Source organism: Meridianimarinicoccus sp. MJW13, assembly GCF_014901205.1.
Classification (GTDB): Bacteria; Pseudomonadota; Alphaproteobacteria; order Rhodobacterales; family Rhodobacteraceae; genus Meridianimarinicoccus.
The window spans coordinates 15880-30945 of sequence record NZ_JACNMU010000012.1 but is presented as its reverse complement, the minus strand read 5'-3'; the positions used below and the strand labels follow the sequence as shown (position 1 = coordinate 30945).

The 15066-nt window shown below is 63.5% G+C and carries 17 protein-coding genes; 12 read left to right on the top strand and 5 right to left on the bottom strand.

Features of this window, described 5'->3' with window-relative positions:
* Nucleotides 1-88 precede the first annotated feature (88 nt).
* From H8B03_RS18210 to H8B03_RS18170, 9 genes are all read left to right on the top strand, one after another.
* Entirely contained in the window at nucleotides 89-1405 is a 1317-nt protein-coding gene (locus tag H8B03_RS18210) for an ABC transporter substrate-binding protein (RefSeq protein WP_193143317.1), read from the top strand.
* A gap of 64 nt (nucleotides 1406-1469) precedes the next feature.
* A complete protein-coding gene (locus H8B03_RS18205) occupies nucleotides 1470-2321 on the top strand; it encodes a carbohydrate ABC transporter permease (protein WP_193143316.1) in 852 nt (283 codons plus the stop codon).
* Nucleotides 2318-3175: a carbohydrate ABC transporter permease gene (locus H8B03_RS18200; RefSeq protein ID WP_193143315.1), complete on the top strand. Its 858-nt coding sequence runs from the start codon at nucleotides 2318-2320 to the stop codon at nucleotides 3173-3175. Before H8B03_RS18205 ends, H8B03_RS18200 begins: the two co-directional genes overlap by 4 nt.
* An 80-nt stretch (nucleotides 3176-3255) precedes the next feature.
* Nucleotides 3256-4326 carry an enolase C-terminal domain-like protein gene (locus H8B03_RS18195; protein ID WP_193143314.1) on the top strand — a complete coding sequence of 357 codons (1071 nt, stop codon included), beginning with the start codon at nucleotides 3256-3258 and terminating at the stop codon, nucleotides 4324-4326.
* Between the two features lie 4 nt (nucleotides 4327-4330).
* Nucleotides 4331-5401, top strand: a complete 1071-nt coding sequence (locus H8B03_RS18190; protein WP_193143313.1) for an ABC transporter ATP-binding protein — start codon at nucleotides 4331-4333, stop codon at nucleotides 5399-5401.
* Complete coding sequence (locus tag H8B03_RS18185; protein WP_193143312.1) at nucleotides 5398-6561, top strand: enolase C-terminal domain-like protein; 1164 nt, start codon at nucleotides 5398-5400, stop codon at nucleotides 6559-6561. Before H8B03_RS18190 ends, H8B03_RS18185 begins: the two co-directional genes overlap by 4 nt.
* Complete coding sequence (locus tag H8B03_RS18180) at nucleotides 6558-6890, top strand: L-rhamnose mutarotase (RefSeq protein ID WP_193143311.1); 333 nt, start codon at nucleotides 6558-6560, stop codon at nucleotides 6888-6890. The genes H8B03_RS18185 and H8B03_RS18180 overlap by 4 nt, the downstream gene beginning before the upstream one ends.
* Nucleotides 6887-7795, top strand: coding sequence for a dihydrodipicolinate synthase family protein (locus tag H8B03_RS18175; RefSeq protein WP_193143310.1), 909 nt, complete (start codon nucleotides 6887-6889; stop codon nucleotides 7793-7795). The genes H8B03_RS18180 and H8B03_RS18175 overlap by 4 nt, the downstream gene beginning before the upstream one ends.
* Nucleotides 7792-8634, top strand: a complete 843-nt coding sequence (locus H8B03_RS18170) for a fumarylacetoacetate hydrolase family protein (RefSeq protein WP_193143309.1) — start codon at nucleotides 7792-7794, stop codon at nucleotides 8632-8634. Before H8B03_RS18175 ends, H8B03_RS18170 begins: the two co-directional genes overlap by 4 nt.
* Nucleotides 8635-8872: 238 nt before the next feature.
* Here the strand turns inward: H8B03_RS18170 and H8B03_RS18165 are convergent, their stop codons facing one another.
* The 5 genes from H8B03_RS18165 to H8B03_RS18145 all read right to left on the bottom strand — a co-directional run bounded on the left by H8B03_RS18165 (nucleotide 8873) and on the right by H8B03_RS18145 (nucleotide 12501).
* Nucleotides 8873-10147, bottom strand: a complete 1275-nt coding sequence (locus H8B03_RS18165) for an MFS transporter (RefSeq protein ID WP_319022506.1) — start codon at nucleotides 10145-10147, stop codon at nucleotides 8873-8875.
* A gap of 153 nt (nucleotides 10148-10300) precedes the next feature.
* The gene (locus H8B03_RS18160) at nucleotides 10301-10795 is read right to left on the bottom strand and encodes a Dps family protein (protein ID WP_193143308.1); all 495 of its coding nucleotides are present in this window, start codon (nucleotides 10793-10795) and stop codon (nucleotides 10301-10303) included.
* Nucleotides 10796-10866: 71 nt separating this feature from the next.
* Complete coding sequence (locus H8B03_RS18155; protein ID WP_193143307.1) at nucleotides 10867-11742, bottom strand: universal stress protein; 876 nt, start codon at nucleotides 11740-11742, stop codon at nucleotides 10867-10869.
* Nucleotides 11743-11784: 42 nt separating this feature from the next.
* Nucleotides 11785-12108: a hypothetical protein gene (locus tag H8B03_RS18150; protein WP_193143306.1), complete on the bottom strand. Its 324-nt coding sequence runs from the start codon at nucleotides 12106-12108 to the stop codon at nucleotides 11785-11787.
* Nucleotides 12109-12201: 93 nt separating this feature from the next.
* Entirely contained in the window at nucleotides 12202-12501 is a 300-nt protein-coding gene (locus H8B03_RS18145) for a DUF1127 domain-containing protein (RefSeq protein ID WP_193143305.1), read from the bottom strand.
* 216 nt (nucleotides 12502-12717) lie between these two features.
* Here H8B03_RS18145 and H8B03_RS18140 point away from each other — a divergent pair, with 216 nt between their 5' ends.
* The 3 genes from H8B03_RS18140 (at nucleotide 12718) to H8B03_RS18130 (ending at nucleotide 15024) form a co-directional block, all read left to right on the top strand.
* The gene (locus H8B03_RS18140) at nucleotides 12718-12867 is read left to right on the top strand and encodes a hypothetical protein (protein WP_193143304.1); all 150 of its coding nucleotides are present in this window, start codon (nucleotides 12718-12720) and stop codon (nucleotides 12865-12867) included.
* Nucleotides 12868-13309: 442 nt separating this feature from the next.
* On the top strand, nucleotides 13310-13747 hold the full coding sequence (rnk, locus tag H8B03_RS18135; protein ID WP_226926129.1) for a nucleoside diphosphate kinase regulator: 438 nt from the start codon (nucleotides 13310-13312) through the stop codon (nucleotides 13745-13747).
* Nucleotides 13748-14130: 383 nt separating this feature from the next.
* Nucleotides 14131-15024 (top strand): mechanosensitive ion channel family protein, encoded by an 894-nt coding sequence (locus H8B03_RS18130; protein WP_193143303.1) that lies wholly within the window; start codon nucleotides 14131-14133, stop codon nucleotides 15022-15024.
* The last annotated feature ends 42 nt before the right edge of the window (nucleotides 15025-15066 follow it).

Genomic DNA, 15066 nt, shown 5'->3' with positions numbered 1-15066 from the left:
TAGGTTCCGTCAATATCGAATGATACACGTATATCATCGAGATTCGGAGGCGACAGTCCTGTCGCCACATCACCTGGGAGGATCTACCATGATCAATGCAATCAACCGTCGCCGCTTCCTTGGCACGACGGCCGTTGCCGGGGCCGTGACCCTTGCAACCGTCGGCGGCGCCTATGCGCAGTCGGGCGAACTTTCGGTCTGGAAATTCGGCGGTACGCCCAACGAGGTTGAACAGTGGGCCGGCCGGAACGACGCGTTTTCCGAAGCCAACCCCGACGTCGAGCTGAACTACTCTTACTTCAACGGCCAGATCCGCCGTCAGAAGATCCTTGCTGGGTTCCAGACCCGTCGCCTGGCCGATGTGATCGTGGCCTTCGGGCAGGACATCCCTGAATTCGTCGGCTTCGGCATGGTGCAGCCGCTGGACGACATTGCCGGTGACAGGATCGACGGCTGGAAAGAGCGCATCGTTCCCGAGGTGCTGGAATCCGGCATGGAAGACGGCAAGCTCTATGGCCTTCCGACCTATGTCGACATGGCGAGCTTCCTGGCCGTCAATCTGGACGCGCTGGAAGAAGCGGGTTTCGACCGCCCGCCCGCAACCTGGGACGAGCTGCGCAAATACGCCAAGGCGATGACCAAGCCCGGGCGTCCCGGCATTGCCTTCCCGGCAACCACCGCACCCGTGGACATCAACATCTTCGAAGGCATCGCCTATGCCAACGGCGGCCGGATATTCGACGATGAAACCGGCAAGGTCACCCTGAACGATCCCGGCATCGTGGATGCGCTGCAGCTTTATGTCGATCTGATCGCCGATGGCTCGACCCCGGCAGCCACCTCGCTGACCGAGACCTTCTTCCGCGACACCGCGCAGCTTTTCGGACAGGGCCGCTCGGCCATGTGGATCGGCCTGTCGTGGCTGAACACCCCCTGGGGTGTGAATGAAGACGTGCGCTGGACCGGCGTCCCCTTCCCCCGTCCGGATGAGGCCACCGGCTCCTTCCCGCCGGTGAACGCGATCATGGATCCGACCGCAATCCTGATGGTCTCCGCGCGCTCGGACAATCCAGAAGCGGCCATCGAGTACCTCGATTTCTGGTCGCAGAACGAGCAGCTGGAAATCTGGGGCGGCCAGCCCGAGATCGCCCGCATCCCCGCCGGCGTCGCCGCCTGGGACAATGCCGAGCTTGAGGCCGTCTGGCCGAACTGGGTGAAAGCCTACAACGAAGGCACGCTCTTCGAAGGGGCGGCCCCGATGCCGCGGTTCATCGGCGTTTCCGCCATTGAATCGGCGCTTGGCACCGCCATTCAGGAAGCTGTGCTCGGCCAGAAGACGCCGCAAGAGGCGTTGGACGACGCGACCAAGGCCGCCCAGACCCAGATCGACCTGATCCGCGGATAATCTCTCGGCCGACAGAAGAAAGGGCCCGAAGACAATGCAGAATGATCGCCTCTTGGCGTATTTCATGATTTTGCCCGTGGTGATCGCCGTTCTGGCGTTCGTCATCGGGCCCACCTACAACGTTGCCACGCTCAGCCTGACGAAGATCGTCATGGGGCAGGAGCGCGGCTTTGGAACCTTCAGCAACTTCACGTCGCTGACCGCCGATCCGGTGTTCTGGCTGGTGATGAAAAACACCGCCATCTGGATCCTGGGCGGCACCTGCCTGTGCGTGCTCGTCGGCCTGGGTGTCGGCACCTTCCTTGCCGTGGACAGCAAGCTGACCGGCACCCTGCGGGCACTGATCCTGCTGCCCTGGGTGCTGCCAGACGTGGTCACCGCCATGGCCTGGAAATGGATGCTTCACGGTCAGGTCGGCATCATTGGCCAGACCCTGGAATCGACAGGGATGACTGAAGGCACGATATCCTTCCTGGGCGATCCCAACCTTGTCATGTGGGCCCTGGTCGTGGTGCTGATCTGGCGCAAGATGCCGCTGGTGGCACTGATCCTGTGCGCCGCCATCCGATCGGTTCCCGATGATCAGATCGAAGCCGCGCGCATGGATGGCGCCAGCCCGTTGGAGCGGTTCCGCTTCGTCATCATCCCCAACATCGCGTTTTCGCTGACCGCCGTGACCGTCATCTCGATGATCTGGATCACCGCTGAATTCGCGCTGCCGTGGATCATGACCGGGGGTGGCCCGGCCAATGCCAGCCAGATCATGTCGACCTACATCTACCAGCAGAGCTTCGAATTCTTCAACTGGGGCGTGGCCTCGGCCATGTCGGTCATCAACCTGGTGATGCTGGCCTCGATCGTCGCGCTGTATCTCTACATCAACCGCCGCTCGTGGGCCTCGGAGGGTTCGGAATGAACGAGTCTCCCCGCACATTCTACTGGATCGCGCTCAGCCTTGTGGGCGTCGTGATCGCCATCTACATCCTGTTCCCGATCTTCTGGCTGTTCCTTGCGTCGTTCAAGACGCAGGCCGAATTGGCCCAGCTTCCGATCTCGTTCTGGCCGCAAACGCCGACACTGGACGCCTACAAGGCGCTGTTCTCGCCGACGCACCAGAAGGGGCAACTGCTGGACTGGCCGCGCCTGATCGGCAACAGCTTCTTCATCGCGATCACCTCGACGGTCCTTGTGGTCTTCTTCGGAACCCTGGCCGGCTATGCCTTCGCGCGGCTGAAATTTCCGGGCCGCGACCTGATCCTGGGCGGGCTGCTCATCAGCCGCATGTTCCAGGGGGCCGCCCTGCTGTTGCCGACCTACCGGCTGATGAACATGATCGGTCTGCAGGACAGCCTGATCGGTCTGGTGCTGCTTTATTCCGCCTTTGGCCTGCCCTTCGCGACCTGGATCATCGCCTCCAGCCTGCGGGAAATTCCGCGCGAACTGGAAGAAAGCGCCATGATGGACGGGGCGACCCGTATTCAAAGCATGGTCATGGTGGTGCTGCCGCTGGCGACCCCGGCGCTGATCACCGCCGCCATGTGGCACTTCGTGGGAGCGTGGTCCGAGTTCGCCTTTGCCTCTATCCTGCTGGAATCCAACGACAACAAGACCGTCACCATCGGTCTGGCCAGCTTTGTCGAACTGTTCACGCTTGAGTTCCAGTACGTCGGCGCGGCAGCAGCCATCGTGGCCCTTCCCATCATGCTCGTGTTCTTCTTCGGTCAACGCTACTTCACGCGCGGACTTCTGGCCGGGGCCGTGAAAGGATGAAGATCCGGTCCATCACTGCCCGGGCCGTGGATTGCGGCTTCCAGAAGCAGACCTTGCAAACCACAAGGATCGCGTCGCCCATGTCGCGCTTCCCCCGGTTTGCCGAGTCTCGCGCAAGCTGGATGTGGCCGACCAAGAAGGTCTTTGTCCGGGTCGAGGGCGAGGATGGCCACATCGGCTGGGGCTGCACCAATGGCGGCGAGGTTGTCGAGATGATCGTCAATGCCCATCTGGCGCGGCTGCTTACCGGCGAGGATCTGGGCGATGTGGCGCTGTTGCAAGACCAGATGACAGCCTCGCTTCTGCCCAACGATCGCTCGGGCTTTGCCATGATGGCGGTGGCCGGGGTGGATATTGCCCTGTGGGATCTTCAGGCCAAGGCCAGCAGCCAGCCGCTGGTGGATCTGCTGGGCGGCAGTGCGCAGGACACCCTGCCGGTCTATGTGACCACGCCGCGGCCCGAAGCCTTCTCCGGCGGGCCGTGGCACGGGCTGAAGGCGGCAGCACCTTACGGACCCGAGGCCGGGCAAGAGGGGCTGGAGGCCAATATCGCCCTGATGCGCCGCTTTGCCGAGGCCGCCGGTCCCGATGTACCCATCATGATCGACGCCTTCCTGGCGTGGGATGCGGATTACACCCTGCGGTTTGCCGAAGCCGCCGCCGGTCTGCCGCTGGCCTGGATCGAGGATCCGATCCCGCCGCAGAACATCGAAGACCTGCAACGGATCCGAAACGCCCTGGATCCGGGCATCGCGTTGGCGCTTGGCAACTTCGCCTTCTCGCGGGTCGATTGCGCCGACCTGTTGCGCAGCGGCGTGGTCGGGGTGTTGCAGCCGGATGTGGCCTGGGCGGGCGGCATCACCGAAACCCTGGCCGTTCTCGACATGGCCGCCGGTGCCGATGTGGCGGTGATCCTGCACAACACCTGCGAACAACCCTGGGCGCTGGCGATGGCCGCGGCCTGCCAGACCGGGGCGCAGGTGGAATGCGTCGACCGTGGCGAGACTTCGCCGCTGTACAGCCTGATGGGGCCGCGCCCCGATCTTGCGGGCGGCCAGGTGGCCGTCCCCCGTGACCCGGAGGGCAACCGCCCTCCCCAGTTTGTGCTGCCTGCGTTCGACGCGGGTGCTGAAATTTCCAAGGGAGGATGATCCGATGGGATCAGTAGCGCTTAGAAACATCCGTAAATCCTATGGCGCGGTCGAAGTCCTGCACGGCATCGACCTCGACATTTCGGACGGCGAATTCACCGTGCTGGTCGGCCCCTCGGGCTGCGGCAAGTCCACGCTTTTGCGCTCTATCGCCGGGCTGGAAACCATCTCGGGCGGCGAGATCGTGCTGGACGGCACCGTCATCAACCGGCTGCAGCCCAAGGAACGCAACATCGCGATGGTGTTCCAGAACTACGCGCTGTACCCGCATATGGACGTGGCCAAGAACATGGCGTTCTCGCTGCGGCTGGCCAAGGAATCCAAGGACGAGATCGCCCGCAAGGTCAACGCCGCGGCCGAGATCCTGGACCTCGTGCCACTGCTGGAACGCTTCCCGCGCCAATTGTCGGGCGGCCAGCGTCAGCGCGTGGCCATGGGCCGGGCCATCGTCCGGGATCCGGAAGTGTTCCTGTTCGACGAACCGCTGTCGAACCTCGACGCCAAGCTGCGGGTGCAGATGCGCGCCGAGATCAAGGAATTGCACCAGCGTCTGAAGACCACGACGATCTATGTCACCCACGACCAGATCGAAGCCATGACCATGGCCGACAAGATCGTCGTCATGCGCGGCGGTCATGTGGAACAGATCGGCTCGCCGCTGGACCTGTATGACCATCCGGCGAATGTCTTCGTGGCCGGGTTCATCGGCTCGCCCGCCATGAACTTCCTGCCCGCGAAAGCGTCGGCAGAGGGGCTGCGCACCGCCTCGGGGGTGATCCTGGGCTCCGCTGGCACCCAGTTGAAAGACGGTCATGACGTCATCGCGGGCTTCCGCCCCGAGGATCTGCGCCTGGCCGACACCGGCATTCCCGCCAAGATCGTCGTCATCGAACCCACCGGCGCGGAAACCGAAATGGTGCTGCGCACGCCGGATGGCACCGTCACCCTGACCACCCGCGACCGCATTCCTCATGCGCCGGGCGACCAGGTGCATCTGTCGATCGTTCCCGGCAAGATGCATTGCTTCGACGCGGCCACCGAAGTGGCGCTTGGTCAGGTCGGCGGCGCGTCATGAAGATCAGCGACGTCAAGGTCACGCGGTTCCGCACCTACGCGGACCGCTGGGACATCGGCCATGCCCGGCTGAAACCCGGCGCCGAGGTGATCCAGACCGTGACCACCATCGAGACCGACGCGGGGCTGGTCGGCCATTTCTTCGGCGGCGGCAAGCATGGCGATCAGGACGGCATGACGCCGGACGAACAGCGCCTGATCGAAGGCCAGGTCCGCGACATGATCCTTGGGGCCGACCCGTTCGACCGCGAACTGATCTGGAAATGGATGTGGGTGCGCAACACTCCCGAAGTGGCGCAAAGCGTCATCGATTGCGCACTGTGGGATCTGGCGGGCAACCACGCCGGCCTGCCGGTCTACAAGCTGATGGGCGGGGCACGCGACAAGGTGCCCGCCTATGCCTCGACCTATCCCAACATCGGTCCGCCGCAGGTCTATGCCGAGCATGCGCTGGCCTGCAAGGCCGAGGGCTACAAGGCCTACAAGATCCATCCGCATTATTTCTGGAACCCGGACACCGGCAAACCCACCAACGGCCGCCCCTCGAACATCCGCGCCGATATCGAGACCATCAACCTGGTGCGCGAGGCGGTCGGGCCGGACATGGTGCTGATGTACGACGTCTGGGGCACCTACCACACGCTGGAAGAGACGATCAAAGTCGGCCGCGAGCTGGAGAAGCTCGACTTCTACTGGTTCGAACATCCGATGCCCGAATACCGGGTCGAAAGCTATCGCCGGCTGTGCCGCGAACTGTCGATCCCGATTTTGGCCCCCGAAATCGCCGCAGGCGGCGTTTTCACCCGCGCCGAATGGATCCTTCAGGGCGCCTCGGACATGAGCCGGATGGACATTCGCCGGGGTGGCATCACCGGCTGCCGCAAGACCGCCGTGGTCTGCGAAGCCTTTGGCCAGCGCTGCGAGATTCACATGGCGGGCTGGGGCAACCTTCAGGTCATGGGCGCCACCTCGGAAGACACCAGCGAATGGTACGAGAAAGGGCTGCTGGCCCCCGGCGTCGACTATGACGCTCCGCACCCCTATCTACGCCGCAACTGCGATCCGATGGATGCCGAGGGCTATGTGGCGATGCCCACTGGTCCCGGCCTGGGCTACGATGTGGTCTGGGACTACATCGACGACAACCGGGTGACGTCATGACCCTGCATCGACGCGCCTGGACCATGCGCCTGAAGGACGGCGCGGAAGCGGCCTATGACAAGGCCCATGCCGCCGTCTGGCCCGAGCTTCTGGACCAGATGACCGCAAGCGGCATCCGCCAGTTCCACCTGTTCCGCACCGGCACCACGATCTTCGCCTTTCAGGAACGGGACCGCCCGTTCCCGGCCCCCGGTGCACCGGCCAGCGAAACCACCACCCGCTGGTGGAACGAGATGGCGCAACTGATGGTGACCGACGCCGACGGCCGCCCCGAGCACTACCCCCTGAAACCCGTATTTTCCCTGACCCTGACGGAGAGCGCCGAATGACTGGGCTGACCGGAATCGTCCCGATCCTGCTGACCCCCTTCACCGCCAATGGCGCCATCGACTATGGCAGCCTGCGGCTGGAGGTCGATGACATGCTGGAGGCCGGTGTACACGGCATCGGCATCGCCATCGGCAGCGAGATCTTCAAGCTGACCCAGCAGGAACGGCGCGTCATGCTGAGCGCGGTGGCCGATCAGGTCGATGGACAGATGCCGGTCATCATGAACGTCTCGGCGCCCGGCACCCATGTGGCCGTGCAACTGGCCACCGAGGCCGCCGAGGCCGGCGCCACCCGCCTGATGATCTGGCCGCCCGATTTCTTCCCCAGCGGGCCAGACGCGGTGATTGAACATCTGCACCAGATCGCGTCGGCCACAGGTCTGCCCATTGTCCTTCAGGATGTACCCCAATCGCCGATCCCGCCGGCGCTGGCCCTGCGCATCGCCGACGCCGTGCCGCTGGTCGACACCATCAAGGTGGAAACCCAGCCCACCGTCGCGCAGGTGCAGGCCATGACGACCGCCGTTGGCGACAAGCTGGCGATCCTGGGTGGTGCGGGCGGCGGCACGCTGGTCGAGGAATTCCGCCGTGGCGCGCGGGGCACCATGCCCTTTGCCAGCCAGGCACGCGAATTCATGCTGGTCTGGAACGCCCTTTGTGCCGGTGAATTTGACACTGCCGCCGCATTGGTTGAAACCGGGATACTGCCGGTCAGCCGTCTGGGCTTTCAGTCGGGCGATCTGTTTTATCACATTCACAAGGCGTTGCTGGTGCAGCGCCGCATCTTCAAATCCGCCTATGTGCGACCGCCCACCAGCCAGCCCGACGCCATCACTGCCAAGGAACTGGAACAAATGGTGCAGCGGGTCGCCGCCAACACAGCGAAACACAAGGAACTGACATGAAACTCATGCGCGTCGGCCCCAAGGGCCAGGAACGTCCCGCAGCACTGCATTCCGATGGATCGATTCGTGACCTGTCGGGCGAGATCGAAGATGTTGCAGACGCAGCACTTCTGCCTGAAACCCTGGACCGCCTGCGCGGCCTGTCGCTGGACAGCCTGCCGGTGATCGACGCCGACAGCCGCATCGGCGCCTGCGTCGGCAATGTCGGAAAATTCATCTGCATCGGCCTGAACTACGCCGATCACGCCGCCGAAAGCGGTATGGAAGTGCCGAAAGAACCGGTGATCTTCATGAAGGCGACCTCGGCCATCATCGGCCCCAACGACACCATCGTTCTGCCGCGCGGTGCCGAGAAGGGCGATTGGGAAGTCGAACTGGGCGTGGTCATCGGCACGGAAGCCAAGGATGTGTCCGAAGAGGACGCGCTGGACCATGTGGCGGGCTATTGCGTCGTCAACGACCTGTCCGAACGCGCGTTCCAGCTGGAGCACGGCGGCCAGTGGGTCAAAGGCAAATCCGCCGACACCTTCGGCCCCATCGGCCCCTGGATGGTGACGCGGGACGAGGTGGCCGATCCGGCGCAACTGTCCATGTGGCTGGAGCTGAACGGCAAACGCGTGCAGGACGGCTCGACCCGCACCATGGTGTTCGGCGTTGCGCACGTTGTGTCCTATCTGTCGCGCTACATGTCGCTGCAGCCCGGCGACATCATTTCGACCGGCACCCCTCCGGGCGTGGGTCTGGGCATGACGCCGCCGCGTTTCCTGAAGGAGGGCGACGAGATGCGTCTGGGTATCGAAGGGCTGGGCGAACAGCATCAGCGCGTCACCGCCAGCTGACCCGAATGATGAGGCGTGTGGACGACGCCTCATCCAGACCACCGCGCGGCGTCCTCCCCGTCGCGCGGTGATGTCCCGTTTCGGCAGGGGGCGCTTGGCGATTGCGCGGCCACCCGCCCATCAGGCCCTATGACAGGGTGATCGCGGCACAGGCTGCCGTGTTGCCGATATGGGCGCACATGGCGTTGTCGGCCCGTACCCCGTCGCCTATCCGCAAGGCCGACAGGATCTCGCCACATCAGGCCGTCTTGGACTCGGGCGTTTCCGGTTCCGGTTCGACGCGTGGATCCAGTGCCATGGCAACCGGCGAGATGTCTGGCAGCGGCACGAACTTTTCGCTTCCTTCGGCGGGCAGATCAGGCCGCGCCCGGACACAGAACAGAACGAAGATGGCGTAGGAAATCGCGACGGCGGATTCGAACAGAAAGAACGAATAGGGCCCGTAGATCGACATCAGCGTTGACGCAAGCAGCGGTCCGATCGTCGCGCCGATGGAATAGACCATCAGCAGACGCCCCGACGCCGCGACGTAGTATTTCCGCTCCAGCCGGTCAAAGGTCTGGGCGACGCAAAGCGGGTAGACACTGCTGATTGTACCCCCGAAGGGCAGCGCCAGGACCATCAGCCAGGACAGCGGAACCCCGCTGGCAATCGAGTTCGACAACAACCCCCAGGACAGCCCGACGGCGATCAACATGCAGGCCATGACAATGCGTCGGTCGAACCTGTCCGCCAGCATGCCGACCGGCACCTGGAAAGCAAGACCGCCGATCACCACGGTACTCATGAACATGGCGGCTTCGGTCACGCCCAACCCGATCTGACGGGCAAAGACTACACCCATGGCGTAGAACGAACCGACAAGAATTCCGGCGACGGCCGCGCCGATCACCCCAACCCGCGACGCGGCGTACAGTTTCTTGACGCCCAGAACGCGCAGATCACCAAGCTTGGGTTCGCCCAGCCCGGTCATGGCGATCGGCACCAGCGACAACCCGATCAGCGCCGCGGAAATCATCAGATGATCACTGCCGCCAACCGGAGCAACGTTCACCAGGGTCTGGCCAAACGCAATCGCAAGATAGAACGCCAGCATGTAGAAGCCCAGAACGCGCCCCCGCGTTGCATTGCTGCTTCTTTCGTTGAGCCAGCTCTCGATCGAAGTTGTCATCCCGGCGATGCAGAAACCGTTGAGAACCCGCAGGGCCACCCAGGCAGCCGGCGTGAAGAAAAAGTCATAGGCAAGGCATGTGGCCGCGGTCAGCGCCGCGAAGGCGGCGAAGGCGCGGATATGTCCGATCCGAAGGATGACATGCTTGGCCTTGTAGCCACCAAGGGCCAGCCCCAGATAGTAGGCCGCCATGATCGCGCCGATCAAAGCCACGGAATAGTCCGCCGCCTGCATCCGAAGCGGCAGCACAACACCCAGCAGGCTGTTGCCGGCCATGAAAGCGATGGTGCCGCCAAGCAGGGATTTTACAGGCGACAGCAGACTGCGAAAATTATGGGGCACGGCTTGATCGGGAATCTTCTGTCTCCAGCAAACGGTTTAGGGCGGGCTGTCATGCTGCCCCAAGCGTAGATTGCCCCCGTCAGGAACGCACCAAAAAAAAGCCCCGGCTATAGCCGGGGCTGATCTGACGGGCATCGTGGTGCCCGCGTGGACCTAGGACGCGATCGCGCGCAGCATCCAGGCCGCCTGTTCGTGGAAGCCGGCACGTTCGGTGGCAAGGTCCGCGGTCACCGGATCCTGCGCGGACTCTGCGGTTTCGACCAGCGCACGCATGCTTTCTGCCAAAGCCTCGTGGTCGGACAGAAGGTCCTTGACCATCTCTTCCGCCGACAGGCCTGCGTTCAGGTCCTGCCCGTCCGGCCCCGCAGCCAGACCCGCCGGACTGATCAAGGCAGGCTTGCCCAGGGCCCGTATGCGCTCGGCCAACACATCAGCGGCGGCGAACATGTCGGTATACTGTTGCTCGGTGATGTCGTGGACCGAAACGAACAACGGGCCGGTCACGTTCCAGTGGTAGACGTGGCTTTTCAGAACAAGCCGGTAGGTGTCGCTCAGAACCTTGCCCAGGGCATCAGACACGGACAGGGCGTTCGACAGATCGGTCTTGGAGTCTTTGGTTTGCGGGTTTTGTTTCAAAGTGTTCGTCATGGGAACCTCCTATTTCGAGCGTTATTGGGTATCGGTCTTGGTGCCACCGGCCGCCCATGTGCCAGTCCAGTCTACATCCCGGATACAGGCATCGAGCGGCGGCCGACCAGCACATCGCAGGCAGCGTCGCGCAGCAAGCTTTGGGTCACACTGCCCATGAACACGCGCCTGACCAGACCGGACCGGTTGGGTCCAAGCGCGATCAGGTCCACATCAGCGTCCTGCGTCACACGGGTGAGTTCCGCCGACGGCTCGCCAAGCAACACCTGCCAGGTCACACCGGTCTCAAGTGCGCCCGTCAGCGCGCGAAGGTGGCTTTCGGCGGCCTGTGCAAGGACATCGTGATGCGCCACCAGGTCGGACCGAGGCAGCCCCACACGCAGCATTGACTCTTCAAGCTGTTGTGCCACTTCGACGGCCTGAACCAGGTGCAAGGCCGCATCCGGCAACAGCGCCCCCACGAAAGACAGCGCCGCCGGTGCCGCGTCGGGTCCGTCGATCGCCAGCACCACGCGTCCGTACGGCTTTTCGACGGGGTGCCGGACAAGTAGGACCGGCACGATGTCAGCGGCGATCACCTTTTCGGTGGTCGATCCGATCAGCTTCTTGACCAGCCAGGGCTTGTGATGCGCGCGCATCACGGCAAGCGCCGGCTTCAGACCTTTGCAGATCTCGACAAGAACCCGCGGGGGGGAACCGGTCTCGATCCATATCTCGGTGTCCGCCGGATCGAAACCATGCCGGTGCAACGCCGTTTCGATCTCGTCACGCGCGACGGTTTCCGCCGTATTTCGAGAAGAAGGGGCCGCCGGATCATCGGGCGTTTCCAACACATGCGCGATGGTCAGCGGCACACCGTGGCGCGCTGCAATCTCCATACCGCGCTGCAGCACCGCGTCGTCATCCGGAAACCGGCCGACCGCCGCGAGAATGCGCATGGCCTTCATGGTCAATCCTCCTTCTGGAACATGAACCCAACGGTTCGGCGATTAAAACGCCATGCGCCGGTCCGCTGACATCGACCCGAGGGCCGACAGCATCGTCCATGCGGCGGCATAGGCCATCGCGGCCGGCATCACGGCGGCGGCGGCACCTTCCGAGGCGTTCCCCAGATTGTCCGGATCATGGTGCGGCTCGCGATCGGAAACCACACGGCCTTGCCAGGGCGAGGGCCGTCTTTTGCCAGCGTTGTCATCCGGGCGCGCGCTGATCGACGCGCTGTCAGGCATTGCCACCTGGCTCACTTCGGGGGCCGGCTCGGCCGGGAACAGTTCGGGAAACAGCTCTTCGAAATCGGCTCTACAGATCATCATCTCTTCGGTCCTTTCCGATCGAAACAGGTCACATGCAAGTTTGGGGCTCGCGTCACCGGAACCCGGTGACGCGATGGTCACGTTCAAGGCCGGTCAGGCCGCCATCTGCTGCGGTTCAAGGCTTGCCCGGACTGGCGCTGCGGGCTGTGCCAAGGGCGCCATGCCCAATTCGCGATCATCGAACTCGTTGACCACGCGGACAATATCGCGGCGGTTGAGGCCGATATCCCTGAGCGTGTTGTTATCCAGGGACTCGAGCATTGCGATCATCTTGCGACGCCGCAAACTTCTGATTGCGCGGCCGAACAACCGCCGGAAGGGATTGCTGTATTCCTCACCGCCATGCTTTCCGGAAGCGGGGGCGATATCTTGACGGGTGATGTAGATGGACATGTCATCCTCCAATCCTGAAACTGCTGGTATCAAGACGTTGGGTGTCAACGCGCACAGTTGGACACGGTGGTCCGCATATCCTGCGTGAACGCCTGCGTCTTGCTTGATTAATCTAAGGAAGATCAGAGAACCCCGAGGCGTGAACAAGCACGGCTGCCTGCCCGCCCGGGGTTACCGGCGGTTCAGTAGCTTTCCTGCGTTGAGCAGGAACCTCATATGGAAGCTGAACATCATCATGGTCCTGATATGGTCACCGCAACGGTGGCTTTCAATACGGTCGCTGAGGGGTGCGACCTTTCGGCCAAAAAGCGCCCGAATCCGTCGGTCACGATGTGCGGCACGAACTGTATGGCGGTTGCCGATTGACTATTGGGAACCGGATACCTACCTCAAGGATCATGATGGCACATGCAGATCATTTCCGATTTCGTCTGTTGAACCGCCCGTTTCCCCGGGCGGTCTAGGCGCGTTCGCGCCTGCCGAACCACCCGGGGTCTCCTCATTGTCCTGAAATGAACACGCGGCGACGCAGTCGTCCGAGGAGAAATCATGAGCTGCATCCAAGACACCTTGCGGACCAACACCCAGACCCGATCTGACCTGCGCGCGCAGCCGGTCGTTCAGGCCCCCGCCGCCACCTGACAACGGCCTTCGTGCAGGACCTGCACGACAGGAACGCAAGACCAGAACCTGTCCGCGAGCGGTATGGCGCCGCGCGGAACCCGTGCTGAAACCCAGATAGTCCCCAACAGCGAACGGCACCCCGCCTTTCGCCTTCACGCACTCACATCGAGGAGGCCTTTCAATGATGGTCGAAATGAACAAACCCGCCAAAAAGCGTAGCCTTCGGGCTCCAAAAGTCATGATCAGTGCCGATGATCTTGCGCATATCGAAGCCCTGGCCGAAGGCGCTTTGCACCGCAATCCCGCACTGGCGGACCGCCTGTTGGACGAACTGGGACGGGCCCGGATTGTCGCGCCGTCCAAGATGCCGGCAAATGTCGTGTCAATCGGCAGCACCGTGACCTACCGCGACGAGACCACCGGCCTTGAGAAACGCGTGACGCTGGTGTTTCCCGAAGATGCCGACATCACGCAACAACGCGTGTCGGTCCTGACCCCCATTGGTGTCGCGCTGCTGGGGCTGGCCGAAGGCGCCGTTTTCCACTGGGACACGCGTGCCGACCAACGGCGGATGCTGACGGTGATCCGGGTAGAGCCACCCGCGGTCAAGGGTAGGGCATGACACCACGACAACCGTGAGGGCGGCCCCCATCTGGACCGCCCTTTCAGGAAATCGTTGACGCAAGACGATCGCCGATGGACCCTCCGGGGGGCACGTTGAGTGCCGATACCACCCTGCGTGAAACGGGCCGCCCGGAGGCACCGCTATGACCGATTGCCAGACCCGCGCGACCGGCACCGCCCGAAAGGCACCGCTTCGGTGTGCGCCTGCCGGCCCTCGCCCAACGTGCGGTCGCGCCCGGTTCGCCGCGACGCTTTCGGGTTTCCCCCCACGGGCCGCACCCGCGCCGCCCCATCCGCCGGGCCAAGGCCGGTCCTCATCCCAACCGGCCCTGCCTGGTCCTTGCGCCCCCCGCAGTCCAACCAGCCGAAAGAGCACCTGCCATGACCGTGATGCATCACATCCGCCGACTACTCTGGCCCGTCATTCTGGCGGTTGTCAGCCTGGGTCTGTTGCTGTTTCCGGCGCGGGTGGCCGTGGTTTTCGGAACCAGCGAGACCGTGACGCTTGCCGTCACCGCGCTGGCGTATTTCGCGGCGGCCTGGCTGGTCAGCCGTATCGCGGGACTGGCCTTCGACCAGGCGGCGGTGCGGCGTCGTCCCTACCCGCGCCTCCTCAAGGACATGGTGGCGGCCCTGATGTTTCTGGCCGCCTTTGTCGCGACCACCTCGCATTTCATGGGGCAAGGCGCGGTCGGAGCGCTGGCGGGGTCCGGCCTTGTGCTGGCCCTGCTGGGTTTCGCCATTCGAAACGTCGTCGCCGACACGCTGTCCGGGATTGCCCTGGGCGTTGAGGGGCCGTTTCGCATCGGCGACTGGGTCGACATCGAAGGGTTGGCCCGTGGCAAGGTGATCGAGATCGGCTGGCGCACCACGCGTCTTCTGACCCGCGATGCTGCCTATGTGATCCTGCCCAACAGCCAGATCGCGCGCCAGCGCATCACCAACTATTCCGCACCAAAGCCGAAGTACCGCGCCCAGGTCAGCATCACGCTCGACCACAGCGTGTCGATCGCACGCGCCCGCGAAGTGATGCTGGCGGCCCTGGAAGCCGCGGAACTCATCCAGCAGGACCCTGCGCCGGACGTTCGGGTTCTGGCCTATGAGGAAGGGGGGATCACCTATGCGCTGCGCTATTGGCTGTCCCGCTTCGACCGTGACATCGATTGCCGGGACGAGGTCTTTACCCTTGTGGACGAAGCCCTGCGCAAGGCCGGATTCGTCGCGCCCTATCGCCGTATAGAGGTGATACCGGCGGTATCATCCAAAGACGCATAGTCGCCCGACACGCCCCCTTAGAGCAGGGGTTGCTTGGGTCGC

What these genes read in the sequence shown, in the direction of transcription:
- rnk (WP_226926129.1), top strand. Translation starts at nt 13,310, where the DNA reads ATGGTCGAAATGAACAAACCCGCCAAAAAGCGTAGCCTTCGGGCTCCA.
- H8B03_RS18195 (WP_193143314.1), top strand. Translation starts at nt 3,256, where the DNA reads ATGTCGCGCTTCCCCCGGTTTGCCGAGTCTCGCGCAAGCTGGATGTGG.
- H8B03_RS18140 (WP_193143304.1), top strand. Translation starts at nt 12,718, where the DNA reads ATGGAAGCTGAACATCATCATGGTCCTGATATGGTCACCGCAACGGTG.
- H8B03_RS18205 (WP_193143316.1), top strand. Translation starts at nt 1,470, where the DNA reads ATGATTTTGCCCGTGGTGATCGCCGTTCTGGCGTTCGTCATCGGGCCC.
- H8B03_RS18150 (WP_193143306.1), bottom strand. Translation starts at nt 12,108, where the DNA reads ATGATGATCTGTAGAGCCGATTTCGAAGAGCTGTTTCCCGAACTGTTC.
- H8B03_RS18180 (WP_193143311.1), top strand. Translation starts at nt 6,558, where the DNA reads ATGACCCTGCATCGACGCGCCTGGACCATGCGCCTGAAGGACGGCGCG.
- H8B03_RS18210 (WP_193143317.1), top strand. Translation starts at nt 89, where the DNA reads ATGATCAATGCAATCAACCGTCGCCGCTTCCTTGGCACGACGGCCGTT.
- H8B03_RS18145 (WP_193143305.1), bottom strand. Translation starts at nt 12,501, where the DNA reads ATGTCCATCTACATCACCCGTCAAGATATCGCCCCCGCTTCCGGAAAG.
- H8B03_RS18170 (WP_193143309.1), top strand. Translation starts at nt 7,792, where the DNA reads ATGAAACTCATGCGCGTCGGCCCCAAGGGCCAGGAACGTCCCGCAGCA.
- H8B03_RS18190 (WP_193143313.1), top strand. Translation starts at nt 4,331, where the DNA reads ATGGGATCAGTAGCGCTTAGAAACATCCGTAAATCCTATGGCGCGGTC.
- H8B03_RS18160 (WP_193143308.1), bottom strand. Translation starts at nt 10,795, where the DNA reads ATGACGAACACTTTGAAACAAAACCCGCAAACCAAAGACTCCAAGACC.
- H8B03_RS18130 (WP_193143303.1), top strand. Translation starts at nt 14,131, where the DNA reads ATGACCGTGATGCATCACATCCGCCGACTACTCTGGCCCGTCATTCTG.
- H8B03_RS18155 (WP_193143307.1), bottom strand. Translation starts at nt 11,742, where the DNA reads ATGAAGGCCATGCGCATTCTCGCGGCGGTCGGCCGGTTTCCGGATGAC.
- H8B03_RS18200 (WP_193143315.1), top strand. Translation starts at nt 2,318, where the DNA reads ATGAACGAGTCTCCCCGCACATTCTACTGGATCGCGCTCAGCCTTGTG.
- H8B03_RS18185 (WP_193143312.1), top strand. Translation starts at nt 5,398, where the DNA reads ATGAAGATCAGCGACGTCAAGGTCACGCGGTTCCGCACCTACGCGGAC.
- H8B03_RS18175 (WP_193143310.1), top strand. Translation starts at nt 6,887, where the DNA reads ATGACTGGGCTGACCGGAATCGTCCCGATCCTGCTGACCCCCTTCACC.